At 60.1% G+C, this 20501-nt stretch carries 18 protein-coding genes; 16 read left to right on the forward strand and 2 right to left on the reverse strand.

From position 1 onward, the window contains the following. The first annotated feature begins 1 nt into the window (after window position 1). From waaC to AC3ITY_RS02265, 13 genes are all read left to right on the forward strand, one after another. Entirely contained in the window at window positions 2–1063 is a 1062-nt protein-coding gene (gene waaC, locus AC3ITY_RS02205) for a lipopolysaccharide heptosyltransferase I (RefSeq protein ID WP_489307393.1), read from the forward strand. Further along, the gene (locus AC3ITY_RS02210; protein ID WP_489307394.1) at window positions 1063–2184 is read left to right on the forward strand and encodes a glycosyltransferase family 4 protein; all 1122 of its coding nucleotides are present in this window, start codon (window positions 1063–1065) and stop codon (window positions 2182–2184) included. The genes waaC and AC3ITY_RS02210 overlap by 1 nt, the downstream gene beginning before the upstream one ends. Next, window positions 2185–2991, forward strand: a complete 807-nt coding sequence (gene rfaP / locus AC3ITY_RS02215; protein WP_489307395.1) for a lipopolysaccharide core heptose(I) kinase RfaP — start codon at window positions 2185–2187, stop codon at window positions 2989–2991. Then, window positions 2991–3725 carry a lipopolysaccharide kinase InaA family protein gene (locus AC3ITY_RS02220; RefSeq protein WP_489307396.1) on the forward strand — a complete coding sequence of 245 codons (735 nt, stop codon included), beginning with the start codon at window positions 2991–2993 and terminating at the stop codon, window positions 3723–3725. Before rfaP ends, AC3ITY_RS02220 begins: the two co-directional genes overlap by 1 nt. Then, window positions 3722–4474 carry a lipopolysaccharide kinase InaA family protein gene (locus AC3ITY_RS02225; protein ID WP_489307398.1) on the forward strand — a complete coding sequence of 251 codons (753 nt, stop codon included), beginning with the start codon at window positions 3722–3724 and terminating at the stop codon, window positions 4472–4474. Before AC3ITY_RS02220 ends, AC3ITY_RS02225 begins: the two co-directional genes overlap by 4 nt. Beyond that, entirely contained in the window at window positions 4474–5925 is a 1452-nt protein-coding gene (locus AC3ITY_RS02230) for a lipopolysaccharide kinase InaA family protein (protein ID WP_489307400.1), read from the forward strand. Before AC3ITY_RS02225 ends, AC3ITY_RS02230 begins: the two co-directional genes overlap by 1 nt. Window positions 5926–6105: 180 nt before the next feature. Further along, window positions 6106–6441, forward strand: a complete 336-nt coding sequence (locus AC3ITY_RS02235; protein WP_489307401.1) for a YceK/YidQ family lipoprotein — start codon at window positions 6106–6108, stop codon at window positions 6439–6441. A 166-nt stretch (window positions 6442–6607) separates the two neighbouring features. Next, window positions 6608–8365, forward strand: coding sequence for a carbamoyltransferase family protein (locus AC3ITY_RS02240; protein ID WP_489307402.1), 1758 nt, complete (start codon window positions 6608–6610; stop codon window positions 8363–8365). Further along, window positions 8349–9479 (forward strand): glycosyltransferase, encoded by a 1131-nt coding sequence (locus tag AC3ITY_RS02245; protein ID WP_489307403.1) that lies wholly within the window; start codon window positions 8349–8351, stop codon window positions 9477–9479. The genes AC3ITY_RS02240 and AC3ITY_RS02245 overlap by 17 nt, the downstream gene beginning before the upstream one ends. Next, window positions 9479–10375 (forward strand): antimicrobial resistance protein Mig-14, encoded by an 897-nt coding sequence (locus AC3ITY_RS02250; protein WP_489307404.1) that lies wholly within the window; start codon window positions 9479–9481, stop codon window positions 10373–10375. Before AC3ITY_RS02245 ends, AC3ITY_RS02250 begins: the two co-directional genes overlap by 1 nt. An 8-nt stretch (window positions 10376–10383) precedes the next feature. Continuing rightward, window positions 10384–11826 (forward strand): PIG-L deacetylase family protein, encoded by a 1443-nt coding sequence (locus tag AC3ITY_RS02255; protein WP_489307405.1) that lies wholly within the window; start codon window positions 10384–10386, stop codon window positions 11824–11826. Next, window positions 11823–12977 carry a glycosyltransferase family 4 protein gene (locus AC3ITY_RS02260; protein ID WP_223461480.1) on the forward strand — a complete coding sequence of 385 codons (1155 nt, stop codon included), beginning with the start codon at window positions 11823–11825 and terminating at the stop codon, window positions 12975–12977. The genes AC3ITY_RS02255 and AC3ITY_RS02260 overlap by 4 nt, the downstream gene beginning before the upstream one ends. Further along, a complete protein-coding gene (locus tag AC3ITY_RS02265; RefSeq protein WP_223461482.1) occupies window positions 12974–13858 on the forward strand; it encodes a glycosyltransferase in 885 nt (294 codons plus the stop codon). The genes AC3ITY_RS02260 and AC3ITY_RS02265 overlap by 4 nt, the downstream gene beginning before the upstream one ends. A gap of 70 nt (window positions 13859–13928) precedes the next feature. On the opposite strand, the gene AC3ITY_RS02270 is transcribed toward AC3ITY_RS02265, so the two are convergent. Continuing rightward, window positions 13929–15152, reverse strand: coding sequence for an acyltransferase family protein (locus tag AC3ITY_RS02270; protein WP_489307406.1), 1224 nt, complete (start codon window positions 15150–15152; stop codon window positions 13929–13931). Beyond that, window positions 15149–17014 carry an O-antigen ligase family protein gene (locus tag AC3ITY_RS02275; protein ID WP_489307407.1) on the reverse strand — a complete coding sequence of 622 codons (1866 nt, stop codon included), beginning with the start codon at window positions 17012–17014 and terminating at the stop codon, window positions 15149–15151. The genes AC3ITY_RS02270 and AC3ITY_RS02275 overlap by 4 nt, the downstream gene beginning before the upstream one ends. A gap of 154 nt (window positions 17015–17168) precedes the next feature. On the opposite strand from AC3ITY_RS02275, the gene msbA reads away from it, so the two are divergent. The 3 genes from msbA to cysC all read left to right on the forward strand — a co-directional run bounded on the left by msbA (window position 17169) and on the right by cysC (window position 20458). Beyond that, window positions 17169–18971, forward strand: coding sequence for a lipid A export permease/ATP-binding protein MsbA (gene msbA, locus AC3ITY_RS02280; RefSeq protein ID WP_223461487.1), 1803 nt, complete (start codon window positions 17169–17171; stop codon window positions 18969–18971). Between the two features lie 184 nt (window positions 18972–19155). Continuing rightward, window positions 19156–19860, forward strand: a complete 705-nt coding sequence (locus AC3ITY_RS02285) for a sulfotransferase family 2 domain-containing protein (RefSeq protein WP_489307408.1) — start codon at window positions 19156–19158, stop codon at window positions 19858–19860. Then, window positions 19853–20458 carry an adenylyl-sulfate kinase gene (gene cysC / locus AC3ITY_RS02290; protein WP_489307409.1) on the forward strand — a complete coding sequence of 202 codons (606 nt, stop codon included), beginning with the start codon at window positions 19853–19855 and terminating at the stop codon, window positions 20456–20458. The genes AC3ITY_RS02285 and cysC overlap by 8 nt, the downstream gene beginning before the upstream one ends. Window positions 20459–20501 lie beyond the last annotated feature (43 nt).

Consider the following 20501-nt stretch of genomic DNA (forward strand, 5'->3'; position numbering starts at 1 on the left):
CTTGCGGGTTCTGTTGATCAAGACTTCTTCGCTGGGCGACGTCATTCATGCGTTGCCGGCGTTGACCGACGCGGCGCGGGCGATCCCCGGCATCAAATTCGACTGGGTGGTGGAAGAAGGTTTTGCCGAGATCCCGACCTGGCATCCGGCGGTGGGCAAGGTGATTCCGGTAGCGATCCGTCGCTGGCGCAAAAACATCTGGCAGACCATCAAGAGCGGTGAGTGGAAGCGCTTCAAGCAAAGCGTTCGCGCCACCAAATATGACCTGGTGATCGACGCCCAGGGCTTGCTGAAAAGCGCCTGGCTGACCCGTTACGTCAAGGCCCCGGTGGCCGGCCTCGATAAAAACTCGGCGCGCGAGCCCATCGCTGCGCGCTTTTACGATCGACGTCTGGCCGTTGCCCGTGGGCAGCACGCGGTGGAGCGAGTGCGTCAGTTGTTCGCCATCGCGCTGGGCTATGACTTGCCCAAAGGCCTGGGTGACTACGGTCTGAATGTCGAGCGCCTGGTGGAATTGCCGCGCAAGAATCCGTACGTGGTGTTTCTGCATGGCACCACCTGGGATACCAAGCACTGGCCCGAAGCCTATTGGCGCGAGCTGACCGAACGGGTCGGCTACCTGGGCGTAGGGGTGAAGCTGCCTTGGGGCAATGCCCTGGAGAAAGCCCGGGCCGAGCGCATCGCTGCCGGTTTCAAACACGCCGAAGTGTTGCCCAAATTGAACCTGGCCGGTGTCGGCAAGGTGCTGGCGGGTGCACAGGCCTGCGTGGCGGTGGACACCGGCCTGGGCCATTTGGCCGCCGCACTGGATGTGCCGACGCTGTCGCTGTTCGGCCCGACCAACCCGGGCCTGACCGGCGCCTATGGCAAGGTGCAGATTCACATGGCCAGCGACTTCCCTTGTGCACCGTGCCTGCAAAAGAAATGCACTTACCAACCGACGGCCGAAGATGGCCGTCAGTTTGACCTGAAGCGCGAGTGGCCCCTGTGCTTCACGCGTCTGAATCCCGAGCGTGTCGCGAGCCGACTGAGCACGTTGTTAATGGCTGAGGAGCTGCGCTGATGCAATTGGCATTTGTCTTGTACAAATATTTTCCGTTTGGCGGCTTGCAGCGCGATTTCATGCGCATCGCCCTGGAGTGCCAGAAGCGCGGCCATCAGATTCGCGTCTACACGCTGATCTGGGAGGGCGACGTACCGCCGGGTTTCGAAGTGCTGGTGGCGCCGGTCAAGGCGTTCTTCAACCATCGCCGCAACGAGAAGCTCAGCGAGTGGATGGAAGCGGACTTGGCCAAGCGTCCGGTGGACCGCCTGATCGGTTTCAACAAGATGCCGGGCCTGGACGTCTACTATGCCGCCGACGGCTGTTTTGAAGACAAGGCGCAGAACTTGCGTAACTCGCTGTATCGCCGTTGGGGCCGCTATCGCCACTTCGCCGAATACGAGCGGGCGGTGTTCGCCAAAGAGGCGAAGACCGAAGTGCTGATGATTTCCGAAGTCCAGCAACCGCTGTTCATCAAGCATTACGACACGCCGCTGGAACGCTTCCACCTGCTGCCGCCGGGCATTGCCCAGGATCGTCGCCGACCGGCCGATGCCGGTGAAATTCGTTCAGGGTTTCGCGCGGAATTCGACCTCAAGGACGACGAACTGCTGCTGGTGCAGATCGGCTCCGGGTTCAAGACCAAAGGCGTGGACCGCAGCCTCAAGGCATTGGCGGCATTGCCCGCTGATCTGAAGAAGCGCACTCGCCTGTTTGTAATCGGTCAGGACGACCCCAAATTATTCCAGATGCAGAGTGCGACACTGGGGCTGGGCGATAACGTCACGTTCCTCAAGGGGCGTAGCGATATCCCGCGCTTCCTGCTGGGTGCCGACCTGTTGATCCACCCGGCGTACAACGAAAACACCGGCACGGTTTTGCTCGAAGCGCTGGTGGCCGGCTTGCCAGTGCTGGTGAGCGCGGTGTGCGGTTACGCCCATTACATTGCCGAGGCCGACGCGGGCCTGGTGCTGGACGAACCGTTCGATCAGGCACAACTGACGCAATACCTGACCGGCATGTTGAACGACGCTCAAGCAAGGGCGGCCTGGAGCCGCAATGGTCTGGCCTTCGCCGAAACAGCCGACCTCTACAGCATGCCGCAGCACGCGGCCGATGTGATTCTGGCGGAGCACGCTTAAATGAAGTTGATGCTGGCTGAACCGTTCAAGAGCCTCTGGGCCGGACGCGACCCGTTCGCCGAAGTCGAGGGGCTCAAGGGCGAGGTGTACCGCGAGCTGGAAGCGCGCCGGACATTACGCACGGAAGTCGACGGCAACGGGTTTTTCGTGAAAATCCACCGTGGTATCGGCTGGGGCGAAATCTTCAAGAACCTGCTCACTGCCAAGCTTCCTGTACTGGGTGCCGGTCAGGAGTGGCAGGCCATTCAGCGCCTGCAGGAAGTCGGCGTGCCGACCATGACCGCCGTCGCGTATGGCGAGAAGGGCAGCAACCCGGCCGACCAGCACTCGTTCATCGTTACCGAAGAACTGGCGCCCACGGTCAGCCTCGAAGACTTCAGTATCAACTGGATCAAGCAGCCACCGGAGCCAAAACTCAAGCGCGCGCTGATCGCCGAAGTCGCACGCATGACCGGCATGATGCATCGCGCCGGGGTCAACCACCGCGACTGCTACATCTGCCATTTCCTGCTGCACACCGACAAGCCGGTGACCGCCGACGACTTCAAGCTTTCGGTGATCGACCTGCACCGCGCCCAGACCCGCCCGGCGATCACCTCGCGCTGGCGTAACAAGGACCTGGCCGCACTGTACTTTTCCGCGCTGGACATCGGCCTGACCCGCCGCGACAAACTGCGTTTCCTCAAAGGCTATTTCCAGCAGCCGCTGCGTCAGATCCTGATTGAACAGGCGTCTTTGCTGGCATGGCTCGACGGCAAGGCCAACAAGCTCTATGAGCGTAAACAACGATACGGGGATGCGCTCTGATGTCGGGTTGGAAACTGGAACCGGCCTACAGCGACCTGGCCGATGACTTTGGCAGCCTCGAGGCTGTGTTTGCGCTGCAAGGCGAGCGCTTGACCAGTGACCTGCTCTCGGAGGTCATCCGTGTCGAGCGCAATGGCGTCAATTATTACGTCAAGCGCTACGTGGGTGCTGGCAAAGGCTTGCGGCGTTACCTGGGCAAGCCTCGGGTGAAGATGGAATGGCAGAACCTCAAGCGCTTCGCCAAGTGGGGCATCCCCACTGCCGAAGTGGTGGCCTGGGGGCTGGAACGACGCGGTGTGGCCTACGCTCGCGGCGCGATGATTACCCGGGAGCTGCCGCGTACCGAAGACTTGTCGGCACTGGCCGAGCGGCGCGATCCGAAATTGTCGGATCGCGCTTGGGTCGATACCGTCAGTCGTCAACTGGCCCAATACACCCGGACCATGCACGACCACCGCTTCACCCATAATGATTTGAAGTGGCGCAACCTGCTGATCGACGATGAGGCTCGAGTGTTTTTGATCGATTGCCCCAACGGCGATTTCTGGCGCGGTTTCTGGCTCAAGTACCGCATCACCAAGGATCTGGCGTGCCTGGACAAGGTCGCCAAGTATCAACTGTCGGCGACCCAGCGCCTGCGCTTTTACCTGCAATACCGCAACCGGACCCGGCTCAACGCTGCGGACAAGAAACGCATCCGGCACGTGGTGAGATTTTTCGAGGGACGCGAATGACTGATTTTCTGGCCGCTGAAGACCGTGCGCTGCTGGAGCGCCATGGCCTCGGCACGTTCGAGGCGCTCTGGGCCAAACAGCTCGATGCGGTGGACGAGCCCAACACCGGTCGCGGCGGCTGGAGCAGCGTGTTTCGGCTGGATCTGGAAGGTCAGGGTTTCTATCTCAAGCGTCAAAGCAACTACCTGACCCGCACCTTGCGCGCACCGTTCGGCGAACCGAGTTTCGCTCGCGAGTTTCGCAACATCTCCCGTTACCGGAAGATGGGGATTCCGGCGCTGGAAGCGGTGTTCTACGGGGAGCGCAAGGTCGATGGTGAAGTCCGGGCGATCCTGTTGACCCGCGCCCTGGATGGTTGGGACGACCTCGAATCGCTGTTACAGCGCTGGGATGAACTGAGCCCTGAGCAGCACTCGGAAATCCTCAAGGCCAGTGGCGAATTGGCCAGGCAACTGCACGCTGCACGCCAGGTGCACGGGTGTTTCTATCCTAAGCATATTTTCATGCGCGCCACCGGCAACAGCTATCAGGCTCAATTGATCGATCTGGAAAAGACCCGACCACTGCTGTACGGGCAGCGTGACCGAATCAAGGACCTGGAACCGCTGGCGCGCCGCGCGCCCGAGTGGGGAGAGTCGCAACTGCGGCAATTGCTGGCCGCCTATCTGGATCAACCACAGGACAGCTCGTTGATCGACAGCTGGCTGCGGCGTTTGACGACGCGGCGCAGCCAAAAGGGACCACGCTGATGCGTTTATCCGAGTTGAAGTCCGCCGGCCGCAATCCGGCGTTGCCGCTGAGCGTTTCGCTGGCTGATGCCGCCGGCCCCGCCGAGCTACAACTGCTGAGCCTGTTGCGGGTATTGCCGGGGCAGCGTTATGTCGGTGCCGGCGTCTGGCGTGGCCGGCCGGTGTTGGCCAAGTTGCTGGTCGGCAGCAAGGCTGCGCGGCACTTCCAGCGTGAGCTGGACGGCGTACGCTTGCTTGCCGCTCAAGGATTGACCACGCCGCAGCTGTTGGCCGATGGCCTGAAAGAGGGTGAGGGTGGTTGGCTGCTGTTCGAGTTTCTGGAAGGCGCAGAAAGCCTGGGTGATACCTGGAAGCAGGTTGAGCAGCAGCCCGTGCTGTCCGACGGGCAAGGAGCGGTTCTGGCCGAGGCGTTAGGTGCCATCGGTCAAATGCACCGCAAAGGCCTGTGGCAGGAAGATCTGCACCTGGACAACCTGCTGCGTCAACGTGGTCGTCTGTACTTGATCGACGGCGCCGGGATTTGCTCCGAAACGCCGGGGCAGCCGCTGTCACGGCAGAAGGTCCTGGAAAACCTCGGGGTGTTCTTCGCCCAGTTGCCGAAGTCGATTGAGCCCTTCATTGAAGAGTTGCTGGTGTATTACCTGCTGAGTAACGGCGAACACGCCTTGCCCATGGAAGCGTTGCAGAAGCAGATCGACAAGGTCCGCAGCTGGCGCCTCAAGGACTTCCTGATCAAGGTCGGCCGCGAGTGCACGCTGTTCAGCGTCCAGCGCGGGGCGTTCGGCTTGCTGGCGATTCGCCGCGAGGAAGAAGCGGCCATGCTGTCGGTGCTGGAGCAGGCCGATGCCTTGCTCGATCAGGGGCACCTGTACAAGACCGGCGGCGCGGCGAGCGTCGGCAAGGTCGAGGTCGATGGCCGCACGCTGGTGATCAAGCGCTACAACATCAAGGGTTTTGCCCACTGGCTCAAGCGTTTCTGGCGCCCGAGCCGGGCCTGGCATTCGTGGCGCGAAGGCAATCGCCTGGCGTTCCTCGGGATTGCCACGCCCAAGCCGCTGGCGTTGCTGGAAAAGCGTTTACTGTGGCTGCGCAGTCGGGCTTACCTGATCACCGAGTATCTGCCGGGGCCGGACATCATCGAGCGTTTTGCGCCCTATGTTGAACGTGGCGATGCACCGGAAGCCGAGCTGGTGGCGCTGGATCACCTGTTCTCCGAGTTGATTCGCTTACGCATCAGCCACGGCGACTTCAAGGGACATAACCTGTTCTGGCAGCAGGATCGCTGGGCGTTGATCGACCTCGATTCGATGTGCCAGCACGGCTCCCTCGGCAGTTTCGCCCCGGCGTATGCCAGGGATCGCGCGCGGTTCATGCGCAATTGGCCTGAAGGTAGCGCCCTTTATCAGGTCATCGATCAGCGTTTGCCGAAAGACATCTCCAGCGCTGGCTGAATCGGACCTCCGGTCCTTTCGCGGGCTTGCTCCGGGCGGCGTTCCGACGAAGGGGCCGGAACTGCCAGCCGAGAAGGGCGACAGGTTCTTGTGATCCGTCCTACGCGATCTTGGGAAGTCATGAACTGTGGCTGAAATCGCCCCGATGCTAGTTTACCTGACGTTCTCGGAGGTCAGGCTGTGACGATCAAAATGGCAGCTTCAGCAGGTGTTTTATCAGTGTCGCTAATGGGCTGCGGGACCGCTGCCACCGTCCTGCAGGATGAAGCCGAAGCCGCGCAGGGGCTGCGCCGGCAAAAGACTTATTGCCAGTCCATTCCCCGGGTCTACAGCGGTCTGGCTTACGACTTCTGTGTATTAAATGCACCGCCAGACCCTACGGGTTTCCTTGTACCACTCGTATTGCTGGACTTGGCCGTGTCTGGTGCGCTCGACACCGTTGTCTTGCCGTACACGATTTACCGGCAAAGCGTGGACGGCAATATCCTTGTCTACTGGCGGCCTTCGCGTGGTTAAAAGTAATCTCAAGGTCGCCCCCGCAGTTGCTGGCCGCTTGCGGCTAGAGGCTTGCCGCTGCTTTTACGCTATAATCCCGCCCTTTAGCTGTCTCTCGCCCATTGCGAGGGCACATTAATTTTTGAGGCGCTTGCGCCTGCATGCAGACTAAAGAGGCTAGACCCCTGTGGCATTGACGATTCTTGGCCTGTCCGGCGCCCTTAGCCATGATCCTTCCGCAGCCCTGTACATCGACGGCAAGCTGGTCGCGGCGGCTGAAGAGGAACGCTTCGTACGCGATAAACATGCAAAGAACCGCATGCCCTACGAATCGGCAAAATTCTGCCTGGAACAGGCCGGTATCAAACCGTCCGATGTCGACGTGGTAGCGATCCCATTCGCACCGATCAGCCTGTTCGGCAAGGCCCGCTGGCAGTACGCCAAGCGTTACTGGTACGCCCCGGACCGTGCACTCGACGCGATCCTGATGGGCAACCGTCGCTACAAGCGCTATCGCAACAAGATCGTCTGGTGCCTGGAGCAACTGGGTTTTGATCCGAAGAAGATCAAGATCGAGCCGGTCGAACACCACCTGGCCCACGCCTCCAGCGCTTATCACTGCTCCGGTTTCAAAGAGAAAACCGCGATCCTGGGCATTGACGGCAAGGGCGAGTACGCCACGACCTTCTTCGGTTATGGCGAAAACGGCAAGATCCACAAGATCAAGGAATTCTTCGATCCGGACTCCCTCGGCGGCCTGTACGGCGCGATCACCGAGTTCCTTGGTTTCGATATGCTCGACGGTGAGTTCAAGGTCATGGGCATGGCGCCGTACGGCGACGCCAGCAAATACGATTTCTCGCGCCTGGCTTCGTTCGAAAACGGCGAGTTGGTAATCAACACCGACTACGCCAACGTCATCGGCCTGCGTCGCTACAAAGAGAAGGGCAAGGGTTATTACTTCTCGCCGAAGCTGATCGAGTGGCTGGGTCCCAAGCGCGAAGGCGACATCGCCGACGAGCCTTACATCCACTACGCCGCGAGCATTCAAGCGCTGTTCGAAAAAATTGCGCTGCAGATGATCGACTACTACCTGGGTGACGTGCTCAAGGAAACCGGCAAGCTGGCCTACGCCGGTGGCTGTGCGTTGAACGTCAAGCTCAACCAGAAAATCATCGCCCGCGACGACGTCAAAGAACTGTTTGTACAGCCTGCATCCGGCGATGCCGGCACCGCGGTCGGCGCTGCTGCCTATGTGTCTCACGCCCGTGGCGTACCGGTCGAGAAGATGGAACACGTCTACCTCGGCCCGTCGTACAGCAACGAAGATGTTATCGCTGCGTGCGCCCGTCACGAGAATAAGCCAACCTGGCGCAAGCTCGACAACATGCCGGAGCAGATCGCCAAGATCATGGTCGACGGCAACCCGGTGGCCTGGTTCCAGGGTCGCATGGAGTTCGGTCCGCGTGCACTGGGTGGTCGCTCGATCATCGGTTGCCCGAGCATTGCGGGCGTGGCTGACCGGATCAACCACCAGATCAAGTTCCGCGAGCGCTGGAGGCCTTTCTGCCCGTCGATGCTCGACACCGTGGCGCCGCAGATGATCAAGATCGATCACCCGGCTCCGTTCATGACCTTCACCTTCGAAGTGGCGGAAGAATGGAAAACCCGCGTGCCGGAAGTCGTCCATGAAGACGGCACCTCCCGCGCCCAGGTGCTCAAGCGTGAATACAACCCACGCTACTACGACATGATGAAAGCGCTGGAAGTGCTCACCGGCAACGGTGTTTCGCTGAACACCTCGCTCAACCGTCGCGGCGAGCCGATGATCTGCTCGCCGACCGACGCCCTGAACATGTTCTTCGGTTCGGATCTACAGTATCTGATCATGGAAGACATCCTGGTGATCAAAGAGGGCGCGAACGCCTATGACACGTTCGGCTGAGCGCCATGTGCTGCAGTTCTGTCACGGCTATGACGGACCGTTTCTGGACTGCGCACGGCAGTACGCCAGCCTGTTCGCGGGGACCGGTTATCGAGTGACCACGGTGTTTCTCACCGGGGTTGCCGATGCCGAAGTCGCTGCGGGTTGTGCTTCCGATGAAGTGCTGTTCATGGAGTACAGCTCCAAGGCCATTCGTGGCCTGAAGCTGGGAGCCATCGGCGATCTGCGCAAGATCGCCGCGTCGCGCAACTTCAGTTTCTGCATCGCTCACCGCTTCAAGCCTATCTATATCGCCTTGCTCGGTACGTCGTTGCCGGTGATTGGCGTGCATCACGCTTTTGACGATTACAAACGTGGCAGCCGTAAACTGTTCGCGCATATCTTTCGCAAGCGTCTGAGCCTGCTCGGTGTGTCCGACGCGGTGCGCGACGACATGCGCCAATGCCTGCCGAAGTGGCCGGATTCGCGAATTCAGACCTTGTACAACCGTATCGACGTGGACGCCTTGCAGGTGACCCAGGTGTCGGCTCGCGAGGCCCGGGAAACCCTCGGGCTGGCGGCGGATGCGTGGATCGTCGGCAACGTCGGACGGCTGCATCCGGACAAAGACCAGGCTACGTTGCTGCAGGGTTTCGCCGAGGCGTTGCCGGGGTTGCCGGCCAACAGCCAGCTGGTGATTCTCGGTAAGGGGCGTCTGGAGGAGAACCTCAAGGCTCAGGCCCGGGAACTGGGTATCGGTGACCGGGTTCTGTTCCTCGGTCAGGTGCCGGATGCGCGCAACTACTTCCGGGCCTTCGATGTGTTCGCCCTGAGCTCCGATCACGAACCGTTCGGCATGGTGCTGCTGGAGGCCATGGCCGCTGGCGTACCCTTGCTCGCCACGGCCTGCGGCGGAGCGAAAGAGGTGGTCGAAGGCGTGGGCATCCTGTTCCCGTTGGGCGATGCTGAGCGTCTGGCCCAGGGGCTGCAACATCTGGCCGGCATGGATGATCAGCAACGCCGGCAGTGTGCCGAGTTGATGCTCGAGCGCTTGCGCGAACGCTTCTCCGATCGCGCAGTGCGCGATGCTTTCTGGCACTTGCCGCACGTTACCGAACTGGCACCGAGGGGCTGATGCTCAACCGATTTCAAGGCTGGCGCGAGCGTGGCTGGGCGGTAGTCGACGCCTCGACTTACGCCGAAACCTGGCAGCGTTATGGCGGCAGCGTCGCGACTCATCCTGTGGTGGTCGAGCGGCTGGCGCAACTGGCCGACATTCCGGTGCGTTACCTGGCCTGGGTGCAGGGCGATGAGGTCAAGGCGGCGATCCCGACCTGGGGCCGCGACCTGGCCTTGTCCAAGGACGTGCTCAAGCGTCGCGGCAAGAAAGGTCTGTTCGACCTGGGCAACGCCGAAATCATCCTGCCGGCCGCTGCCGATAGCCAGGCGCCTTTGCGCCATCGCGCGCGGTACCTGTCGGCGCTGAACGAAGGCCGTTTCACTGGCATCAAGTTGCAGACCGAACAACTGGCCATGGCCCGCACGCCCGAAGAACTGTCGAAAAAATTTCGCTATAACCAGCGCCGCGAATTGCGCTTGCTGGAAGAGGCCGGTGGCGTGGTGCGGCCGGTGTCCGAATTTTCCAGCTTCGATCTTGCGGCGATTTACTGCGACTTGTTCCAGCGCCGCTGGGGTTTCCCGGCGACGGGTGCCGAACGCATGGCCGAGGTCATAGAGTTGCTGCGCGAGTTGCTGATCGGTTCGGTGATTTTCCTCAACGATGCGCCGATTGCAATTCAACTGGTGTACCGCGTCGAAACCCCGCAGTGGATCAGTGTTGAGTACATCAACGGCGGGGTCGATCCGCAAACCCGTGAGTTCAGCCCCGGCAGCGTGCTGAGTTTCCTCAATACGCAAAGCGCCTGGGAGCATGCCCGGGCGCAAGACAAACCGTTGCGCTTTTCCTTCGGTCGCGCCGACCGTGAATACAAGGATCGCTGGTGCAACCCCGTGCCGGTCTTCACCGTATGAGCCAAGCCATGAGCCGCAAACAGCAACTGCTCAAGCGCCATCGGCGCAATAAACGTATCGGCCTGTTGATTGCGCTGGCGTTGTTGATCGTCATGGGTGTGACGGTGGCGTGGTGGTTGCCGATGATGCTGGCGGTTCTGGGCTGGATTGCCCACGAAGCCTGGTTTGCCGATCATCTGTTCTACTCACCGAAAGACGATTACCAGTACAGCTTTCCCCCCTACACGCCACAGCCCAAGGTGCACCTGAGCGGTGAACATTTGCGGCTGGACGAGGGCGTGATGCTGGTCGACGACGCGACGCTGGTACTGGCGCTGCGGGTAAAAAGCACTTGGCTGGGACGGTTTTTCGATCCGGTGGTCGAGTTGGCGGGGGGCGAAAACCCTGACCGACAAACCTTCGAACGGGGCGTGAACGGCCTGCGTTACCTCAATCTCAGTGGTCAGGCTCAGGCGCTGTCCCGTGGTGACCTGCGTTTGCGCGGGCGTTTCTGTCGTGTGTTCGGTGAGCCTGTGCTGTGGGCACTGGAACATCCGGATTACCGGCGTCAGCGGGTCATGGTCATCGCGCCCCACGCCGATGACGCCGAACTGGCGGCCTACGGTTTGTACAGTCAGGCCGACGAAACCTGGATCGTCACGCTGACAGCGGGTGAAATCGAAGCCGAACACTTTCAGCAGATGGGCCTGAACAAGGTCGATGCGGCCCGCTTGAAGGGTCGTCTGCGCACCTGGGACAGCATCGCGGTGCCACGTTGGGCCGGTGTACCCGAGGCTCACTGCGTACAACTGGGTTATTTCTGCCTGCAACTGGCGAGCATGCAGGCCGCGCCTGCGGTGGCGGCGGGATCGCGGGAAGCGGACCTGGGCGACACCCGGCTGTTCCGTCAGTTGAATCCTTTCACGCTGCCCGGCGATGCCGATGGCGCGCCGACCTGGAACAATCTGCTGGCGGATCTGCGAGAGTTGCTGCTGCGGGCCCGGCCCGAGGTCATCGTCCTGCCGCATCCGACCCTCGATCCGCATCCCGATCATATCTGCGCTCAGGCGGCAGTCCTCGAAGCCTTGCAAGGCCTGGACTGGCAGCCGACCACGCTATTGGGCTATGCCAACCATCTGCACGACAACGACCGTTGGCCGATGGGCGATACCGGTGATGGCATCGCCTTGCCGCCAGCCTTCGATCCGGTCCAACCGATGCAGCCTTATTGCCTGCCGTTACCGCTGGAGCAACAGCGAGACAAAGCCATGGCGTTGGGCATGATGCACGACCTGCAGTCGGCGATGCCGTTCAAGCGCCGCTTGCGTCGGTTGATTCAACGGATGTTGGCCGGCCGGTTGCCGCCCACCTATGGCGAGAACGAATTCTTTCGCAAGGCAGTCCGGCGCCACGAGCTTTTGTGGTCCCTCAAGCACACACCAGGCAATGTTTCTCAGCGGGGAGAGTTATGAGTCAGCGGTTAAAGGTCCTGCAACTGCAGCCTGACTACAACGTCAAAGCCCATGATTTCGCCGACCTCGCGGAGCAAATCGTCAAGGCCCTGCCCAGTGATCGCTATGAAGTGACCGCCGCGTTTCTGCGCGGCAAACCCGGGCCGGGCGAAGCGGTGAGCCGAGCCGACCGTTCGGTGTACTTCGAATTTTCCGACAAGTCCCTCAAGGGCATGCGCCTGCGGGCCATGTGGCAGCTGTACAAGTTCTGCCGTCGGGAAAAGTTCGATGTGGTGATCTGCAACCGCTTCAAGCCGGTGAACATGATGCTGGCGCTAAACCGCTGGTTGAAAGTGCCGTTGTGCATCGGCATTTCCCATGGCTTTGGTGAGTACGACCGTTTTTATCGGCGCCGCCAGACCCAGCGCCTGATCGATCGTCACTGGCGTTTCGTCGGCGTGTCGCCAGCGGTGAAGCAGTATCTGCTGGACTGTGACTGCGGCTTCACTGACCAGAATACCTACGCCATCACCAATGCCATCGACATCGAGCAAGCCGAAGGCCTGCAACACAGTCGTGAAAAGGCCCGTGAACTGTTGGGCATCGATCCGTCGGTGCGGCTGATCGGTGCGTTGGGGCGACTGGTGCCGGTCAAGGGTCATATCTATTTGCTGCAGGCCTTTGCCGCGCTCAAGGACAAATACCCGAATACCCAACTGGCAATCATTGGTGCCGGCCGCGAAGAGTCGCGCCTGGCCGCGGAGATCGACCGCCTCGGCCTCAGCGGTCGTGCGCATTTGCTGGGTTTCAAGGAAATCGCCTTGCAGTACATCCGCGCTTTCGACATCTGGACCATGCCGTCCCTGGCCGAAGGCCTCGGGCTGGCGCTGCTTGAAGGTATGAGCGGGCATTTGCCGGTGATTGCCTCGAACGTGCCGGCCATGTTGCCGCTCATCGAGGGTGCCGGTGGCCTGGCGATTACGCCGAAGGATGTGCCGACGCTGCAGGCGGCGCTGGACACTTACCTTGGCCTTTCGGATGACGAACTCAAGGCCAAGGGTGAGCAGGCCTTCCGTTATCTGCAGCAACACCATGACATCGAGGAGTTCCGTCGCGAATACCTCAATCTGATCGACTCCGGCCTGGAACAGGCCCGCAAGGAACAGCCATGAACGACGCGCAACCCATCGTCACGGTCATCATCGCGTCGTACAACCACGCCCCTTACATCGAGGAAAGCATTCTCAGCGTCCTCAACCAGACCTATCGGAACATCGAGTTGCTGGTGGTCGATGATGGCTCGAAAGATGACAGCGTCGAGCGGATCAAGGCGTTACAGGTCATCCATGGTTTTGACTTCCGGGTTCAGGAAAACCAGGGGCTGACCAACACCCTCAACGGTGCGATTGCCCGGGCAAAGGGCAGCCTGATCGTGCCGTTCGGTTCGGATGACATCATGTTGCCGGAGCGAATCGCCACCCAGGTCGCTCATATGGACGGCAAGCCCGAGGTCGGCATTTGCGCCGGTAACATCGAGCTGATCGACGCCGACGGCAATCTCTACCCCGAGAAGCGCCAGCGCCGGGATGTGCCGTTCCGTCGCCTGGACTTCGATGACATGTTCCTGGAACGCAAGCCCTATCCTCCGGCCCCCACCCTGATGATCCGTCGCGAAGCGCTGGACAAGGTGGGCGGTTTCGACCCGACCATTCGCCTGGAAGATTTGCTGATCGAGCTGAAGGTGACCCATGCCGGTTACTTCATCGACGGTCTGAACGTGTTGATGGCGCGCTATCGCAAGCACGCCACCAACTCCTACAAGAACCACCGCTTCATGATCGACAGCATCCTGCGCACCTACGCGCTCTTCAGCGATCACCCGCTGTATGACGAGGTGCGCTACAAGTTTCTCAATTCCATGTTCCTCAAGACCGCCAACCGTGATCGCAAGCTGGCGCGGGAGTTGCTGGCGCAGATTCCGTTCAAGGCCTGGAACAAGAAAACCTGGCGTGGGTTGGGCCGGATGTATTTCTCACGGTTGGAGAAAGACTGAGCCATAGGCTGGATTCAAGGGGGAGAGCGCAGGCGCGGGATGTTTCGCGGCGACTTGCCACGACGATTGCTCAACGTTGTTGAGCCGTCTCCTCCAAAAGTTCTTTCCTCGGCTTCCTGTTCTGGCGTAACCAGTGCAGGGTTTTCTTGCCGGCATTGATACCGGGCATTTCGATGTACAGGTAAGTCAGGCTGCTGATGATGATCAGCAGACAACTGCACACGGCCAGCAACGGCAGGAAGACCCAGGCTTCCCGGGCGTCAAGATGCAATATCGGCGGCAGTCGCTGCACCAGTATCCAGAGCACGAAACCGTGCAGCAAATACGTGCTGTAGCTGATTTCCCCCAGCCAGCGGATGCTGCGTGGCCTCAGGGCGCCGAACAAGGTATTGCCGGACGCCACGATCACAAAAAACAGTGAAAGCAGCAGCAGCGCTCCCGGATTGAATGCCCGGCTGAACACCGTAAAGGCTATCGCCAAAGCGAGCAGGGCGATGATGCCCGCCAGCGGAGACAGGCTCCAGGCGACCCATTGTGGACGGCGAATCCAGTACGCCGCGGCAATGCCGCCGAGGAAACTGGCCAGGATGTGCTTCTTCAGCGAGTGTTCCCAGCCGACCATCTGGTACAGGGTGTAGATGCCGATCAGGCACAGCGCCGTCTGCATCCGGCCGCCGCGATAAATGAACACCATGCCGGCCAGTGGCAGGGCCAGGTAGAAAAACACCTCGTACCCCAGTGTCCAGGTGACGTTGGAGATCAACATGCCGGTCTGGTGGTACTGGTTGACGTCTGGCCGCTCGAAGGTCAGCCAGGCCAGGGTCTGACCAAAGAGTTGGCTGACGGAATCCTTGAGTTCCCAGCCCTGCAAATAAAACACGCTGACAAACACGGCCAGCATCAGCGGCAGGTAGAGCGGGTAGAGGCGAAACAGCCGTGATAGCGCAAACGCCAGCCAGTCGTGTTGCCGTCCGTGGGTGAGCAAGCGGTCCCAGAACAAAAAACCGGTGATCATGAAAAAGAGGGCAACGCTGCCTTGGCCGAGCTGCGAGTAGAAGTTGCTCGGCGGAAAATCGATCACGCCGGTCTGCAGAAAGATCCAGGTAATGATCGAGTGGTGCACAAACACACCGAAGGCCAGATACCCGCGTAAGCCGTCGATGCCGGCAAAGCGGCTTTCACCGCGATGCTCCAGCTGTCGAGTGAATCTCGGCACGGTGCGCAGCAGTAGAGCAGCGGTCGCGATGGCGAGCAGGTAGGCCGTCATCGCGATAAGCGGGTTGGTTTCTGTCATCGGTGAGCCTGGGCCGGAGGGCTTCCGGCCAGCACTTGCCTGTGCAAATTATCCACGTCGGATTTTGAAGCCGCCGCGGCGTATCCCTGCAGCAGCGCTTCGAAGTGGTCGTCGAACAGCCAGTGCCGATCTTCTGCGTAGCGCTGCATATGGCGCAGATTACGTCGGCGCAGGGAAGGGCTCAAGGATGAAGGGTATATTCGCAGGTCGGCCAGGTCGATCAGGCCGAACTCGCCGTCCGCCAGCACCAGCACATTGCCCAGGTGCAGAGAGCGGAAGTAGACCCCTTGCTGATGCAATTGAGCCATGAACTTGCCGAAACGCTCCACCAGTGCCTGGCGCACCGCTGGTGCGGTGATGCCTTGCAGGATCTGGCGCAGCGTGTTGCCTGGCAACGGAGAGTAGTGAACTGCGGTGCTGCCGTCTTCGAACCGGTAGAGGTCGAGGATGTGCGGTGTCGGGATGCCCCTGTTGCGCAGTTGCACGCTGTTGACGGCAAAACGCTCGGAATAGGGTGTGAAACTGCCCGATGTATACCAGCGGCGGCGGCGGAACAGCTTGAGAAAGCTGCCATCGCTCAGGCGCAGGACTTTGGGGCCCAAACCATCCTCTTCGATGATCCGGGCATCGGCAGTCAGCTGTTGCAGGGCGCTTGGCGTCGCGCTCTTGATCGGCCTGTCCAGCAGGCGCCTGGCCCGTTGATTGATGCTCAATGCGGCAATCAGTGCCAAGGGGATCCACAGCAAGTACCAGTGCTCCTTGGGGCGAGAGATAATCCCGCCACCTTCGGTCAGGCCCGCACCGATACCGAAGGCCAGCCAGGCTGAGGCAATGATAAACAGCGGTTGCACGCGATGGCGCCAGCTACTGATGAAGCTCCACGCGAGGAAGAACAGCCATGGCAGCAGTCCGATAATGCCGACGTAGTAGAGCACGCCCAGGGCAAAGCTATGGGGCTCCTGAAGGCTGTAGCCGACGCCTGGGTCCAAGGCCAGCTCGGCGTTGTAGCCGTGCCCGATCCATGGATGATCTGCGATCTTGTCCAAGGTCATCTGCCAGATCTCGATACGGAAGGAGCTGCCTCTTTCGATGATTTTGTGTGTAAACAGCACGAACGTCGCCGTTCCGGCGATGAGCATGGAGCCGAGCATGAAGACCGAGCGTCGATTCCAGCAGATGAAACACAGCCACAGCGCAGCCAGCGTCAGTGCAACCAGTGGGGTTCTGGAGCCGGTGGCCAGCACTGTGGCGAACATGATCACCATCGCCGGTATGCTCAACCAGAGTACCTGGCGTCGCTTGCAGGTCATGCTCAGGCTCAGCCAGTAGGTACAGAAAAAGCCGAAAACGTGGGAGCTGAGCAGTGGACTGTCGAACGCGCCTGCACCGATCAGGCGCATTTCCGGTTGGTAGATCTGGCCGAACCTGTACAGGTTGTAGACAGAGGCGATCAGCGCCACCATCGCGGCGCAAAACACCAGGGGCTGAATGATCTCGCTGCGATAGCGTACCAGCAGGTAGCAGCCGACGAACAACATCAGGGTATGCAATGGCGGTTTGAACTCACCAAACCCGATGTCGTCGCCTGGCCCCCAGTACAGGCTGAGCAGTGCCCAGGCCAGAAATAGCAGAGCTGCGATGGCGATCGGTTCGTGCAGCAGTTCTTTGCTGAACCGCGGACGCAGGCACAGTGCAATCAGTGTCGGAATGCTGAACAGGCCATAGTAAAGTTTGTGATGCACGCTGCGCCCCGGCAGGAAAAACAGTGCACAAAGCAGCAATAAATAACCGAGCGGAAGGATCCACAAACAAATGAAATCGAAGATTCTATTGGACGTGCTGTACAAAGCGTTTAATTGCATGCTGAGTAACTTATTCCTAAATTGAGCGACCGTACCAAGGCAGGGACATCTGGTGGCGAGTTAACGCGCCACAATACACAGACTGTATGCGATTGCCAGAACCCAGGGGAAGCTGTGCTAAAGTCAGCGTCCTTTTCATCGACATTCGCGTGATATGACCGACTCCAGTCTCTGCGCAAGCCCATCGAGCTTGAAAATCTACTTCCGCCTGCTCGGCTATGTTCGGCCGTACATCAGCCTGTTCCTGATCAGCATCGTCGGTTTTCTGATTTTCGCTTCGACTCAGCCAATGCTGGGCTACATCCTCAAGTACTTCGTCGACGGTCTATCCAACCCTGAAGCGGCGCTGTTTCCAACCGTCCCCTACCTGCGGGATCTGCAACTGCTGCAGGCGGTGCCGTTGTTGATCATCCTGATCGCCGCGTGGCAGGGGTTGGGGTCGTACCTGGGCAACTACTTCCTGGCCAAGGTCTCCCTTGGTCTGGTCCATGATTTGCGGGTCCAGCTGTTCAACAACCTGCTGGTGTTGCCAAACCGGTATTTCGACAAGCATAACTCGGGGCACCTGATTTCACGTATCACCTTCAACGTGACCATGGTCACGGGGGCGGCAACTGATGCGATCAAGGTCGTAATTCGTGAAGGCATGACGGTGATCTTCCTGTTTGCCTCGCTGCTGTTCATGAACTGGCGCCTGACGCTGGTCATGGTCGCCATCCTGCCGTTGATTGCCATCATGGTGCGTACGGCCAGCAAGAAATTCCGCAAGCAGAGCAAGAAAATCCAGCTGGCCATGGGGGACGTGACGCATGTAGCGTCCGAAACGATCCAGGGTTATCGCGTGGTCCGCAGCTTCGGCGGTGAAAAGTACGAAGAAAAACGCTTCTTCGACGCCAGCCAGGGCAATACCGACAAGCAATTGCGCATGACCCGCACCGGCGCCATCTACACGCCGCTGCTGCAATTGGTGATCTACACCGCCATGGCCGTGCTGATGTTCCTGGTGCTGTTCCTGCGGGGCGATGCGTCCGCCGGCGACATGGTGGCCTACATCACCCTGGCCGGCCTGCTGCCCAAGCCGATTCGCCAGCTGTCCGAAGTCAGCTCGACCATCCAGAAGGGCGTGGCCGGTGCTGAAAGTATCTTCGAGCAACTGGATGTCGAGCCTGAAGTCGATACCGGCACCGTCGAGCGTGATGTCGTCAGCGGTCGCCTGGACGTGCGCAACCTCAGTTTTACCTACCCTGACACCGAGCGTCAGGTACTCAATGACATCAGTTTCTCGGTCGAGCCCGGGCAAATGGTGGCATTGGTGGGCCGTTCGGGCAGCGGCAAGTCGACCCTGGCCAACCTGATTCCGCGCTTCTATCACCACGACAAGGGCGAAATCCTCATCGATGGCGTCGAAGTGGAGCAGTACAAGCTGTTGAACCTGCGTCGGCATATCGCCCAGGTGACTCAGCACGTGACGCTGTTCAGCGACACCGTGGCCAACAACATCGCCTATGGCGACTTGGCCGGCGCACCCCGTGAAGACATTGAAAAAGCGGCCAAAGATGCCTATGCGATGGACTTCATTGCCCAATTGCCCGAAGGCCTGGACACCCAGGTTGGGGAAAACGGCGTGCTGCTGTCCGGTGGCCAGCGCCAGCGCCTGGCGATTGCCCGGGCACTGTTGAAAAATGCTCCGCTGCTGATTCTCGATGAGGCGACTTCGGCACTCGATACCGAGTCCGAACGGCATATTCAGGCTGCCCTGGATCAGGTCATGAAAGGTCGCACCACGCTGGTCATCGCTCACCGCTTGTCGACCATCGAGAAGGCCGACCTGATCCTGGTCATGGATCAGGGGAAAATCGTCGAGCGCGGCACCCATGAACAACTGCTGGCGCAAAACGGCTACTACTCGCGCCTCAACGCGATGGGCCTCGACGCCCCGGCCGAAGACATCGCCTGATCCTGAAAGGGCGAGCCTGGCTCGCCCTTTCGCATACCCGGCGTGCAACGCGTCCGGTAATTTGTATCCAGACCTTTACGCTTCTTGACCAAACCGGAATAAATCTCGGCAACGTGCTTGTTAAGGTTCCTGAACGAACTTTGACTTGAATCGAGAGGGCCATCCCTTTCCCGCGGGTGTCTGCATGTTGCAACGTTATCTCTGGAAGCTGTTGCCCAAGCCGCAACGGGCTTTTCTGCTGGGGCGCCTGTCGGTCGTGGACCGTCAAGTGGTGAACAAGTCGATGTCGGCCAGCGTCAGTTTCCCCAAGCCCTTCGAACAGCGTTCCTGCCTGTTCATCCACGTCCCCAAATGTGCCGGCAGCAGTGTCTGTGCGGCCATGTTTGACGACTGGAGCCCGGGCCACTTGCCGTTGTACTGGTACGAGCAGCAATTTCCCGAGCAGTTTGCCGCCAGCTTCAAGTTCGCGTTCGTTCGCGATCCACTGGAAAGGGCCTACTCGGCCTACGCATTCCTGAGGGGCAATGCCTTGGGGAAACGGGATCACGCGGCGCAGAAACTGGTCAGCCACTACCGTGACTTTGATGACTTCGTCGGCCGCTGGCTGCACCCGGAAACGATCCAGCGACAGTTGCACTTCGCCGCGCAAACGGACTTCCTGACGGACTCCATGGGGCATCTGGCGCTGGATTTCGTCGGCTACCAAGAACACCTGGAGCGGGATTTCAGGCAGGTTTGCGAGCAATTGGGCTATCCGGTGGAACTGCCCCACGTGAACCGGTCGCAGCAGCGGCGCCCGATGCTGGCGCGCGAGTTCTGCACGGTACGCACCCGCAGGCTGGTACGGCGGGTCTATCAGCGTGATTACGAGACGCTAGGATATGAATGAAGCCGTGTCGTTGTCCCGCCACTCGATCAGGCCCTACCCGTTATTGCTATCGAGCGAGGACCGTGCGGCCCTCAAATCGCAGACACCACGCTGTCTTTGGTTGACGGGTTTGTCAGGGGCCGGCAAGTCAACCCTGGCCAACGCACTGGAGCTGCAACTCAATCAACAGGGGCTGCACACGTTTGTGCTCGATGGCGACAACCTGCGCGCCGGTCTGTGTCGTGACCTGGGGATGGGGGCTGAATGCCGTCGGGAAAATATCCGGCGCACTGCCGAGGTGGCGCGCCTGATGGTCGATGCGGGGTTGATTGTGATCGTCGCGGCGATCTCGCCGTTCCGGGCCGAACGCGAGGCGGCGCGTCGATTGTTTGCCGATGGAGACTTCATCGAGGTGTTTGTGAGCACGCCGTTTGCGGTTTGCGCGCAACGTGATTCCAAGGGTTTGTATCGGGCTGCCCGGGAAGGCCGGATCAAGGATTTTACCGGCATCGACAGTCCCTATGAGGCGCCGCTGCACGCGGAGTGCGAAATCGATACACAGGCGATGGAAATGAGCGAGGCGTGCTGTCGTCTGGCGGGTTTTCTGCTCAAAAAATGAGCAATAAAACCCGGCGAATCATCCGGTTGCAGCCACCGCACAA

This window comes from Pseudomonas sp. GL_091 (genome assembly GCF_057837725.1).

Coding starts and splice junctions, on each gene's coding strand:
- AC3ITY_RS02230 (WP_489307400.1), top strand. CDS start 4,474: ATGCGTTTATCCGAGTTGAAGTCCGCCGGCCGCAATCCGGCGTTGCCG.
- AC3ITY_RS02270 (WP_489307406.1), bottom strand. CDS start 15,152: ATGACAGAAACCAACCCGCTTATCGCGATGACGGCCTACCTGCTCGCC.
- AC3ITY_RS02285 (WP_489307408.1), top strand. CDS start 19,156: ATGTTGCAACGTTATCTCTGGAAGCTGTTGCCCAAGCCGCAACGGGCT.
- cysC (WP_489307409.1), top strand. CDS start 19,853: ATGAATGAAGCCGTGTCGTTGTCCCGCCACTCGATCAGGCCCTACCCG.
- AC3ITY_RS02225 (WP_489307398.1), top strand. CDS start 3,722: ATGACTGATTTTCTGGCCGCTGAAGACCGTGCGCTGCTGGAGCGCCAT.
- AC3ITY_RS02265 (WP_223461482.1), top strand. CDS start 12,974: ATGAACGACGCGCAACCCATCGTCACGGTCATCATCGCGTCGTACAAC.
- AC3ITY_RS02250 (WP_489307404.1), top strand. CDS start 9,479: ATGCTCAACCGATTTCAAGGCTGGCGCGAGCGTGGCTGGGCGGTAGTC.
- AC3ITY_RS02220 (WP_489307396.1), top strand. CDS start 2,991: ATGTCGGGTTGGAAACTGGAACCGGCCTACAGCGACCTGGCCGATGAC.
- AC3ITY_RS02245 (WP_489307403.1), top strand. CDS start 8,349: ATGACACGTTCGGCTGAGCGCCATGTGCTGCAGTTCTGTCACGGCTAT.
- AC3ITY_RS02275 (WP_489307407.1), bottom strand. CDS start 17,014: ATGCAATTAAACGCTTTGTACAGCACGTCCAATAGAATCTTCGATTTC.
- rfaP (WP_489307395.1), top strand. CDS start 2,185: ATGAAGTTGATGCTGGCTGAACCGTTCAAGAGCCTCTGGGCCGGACGC.
- AC3ITY_RS02210 (WP_489307394.1), top strand. CDS start 1,063: ATGCAATTGGCATTTGTCTTGTACAAATATTTTCCGTTTGGCGGCTTG.
- AC3ITY_RS02255 (WP_489307405.1), top strand. CDS start 10,384: ATGAGCCGCAAACAGCAACTGCTCAAGCGCCATCGGCGCAATAAACGT.
- msbA (WP_223461487.1), top strand. CDS start 17,169: ATGACCGACTCCAGTCTCTGCGCAAGCCCATCGAGCTTGAAAATCTAC.
- AC3ITY_RS02260 (WP_223461480.1), top strand. CDS start 11,823: ATGAGTCAGCGGTTAAAGGTCCTGCAACTGCAGCCTGACTACAACGTC.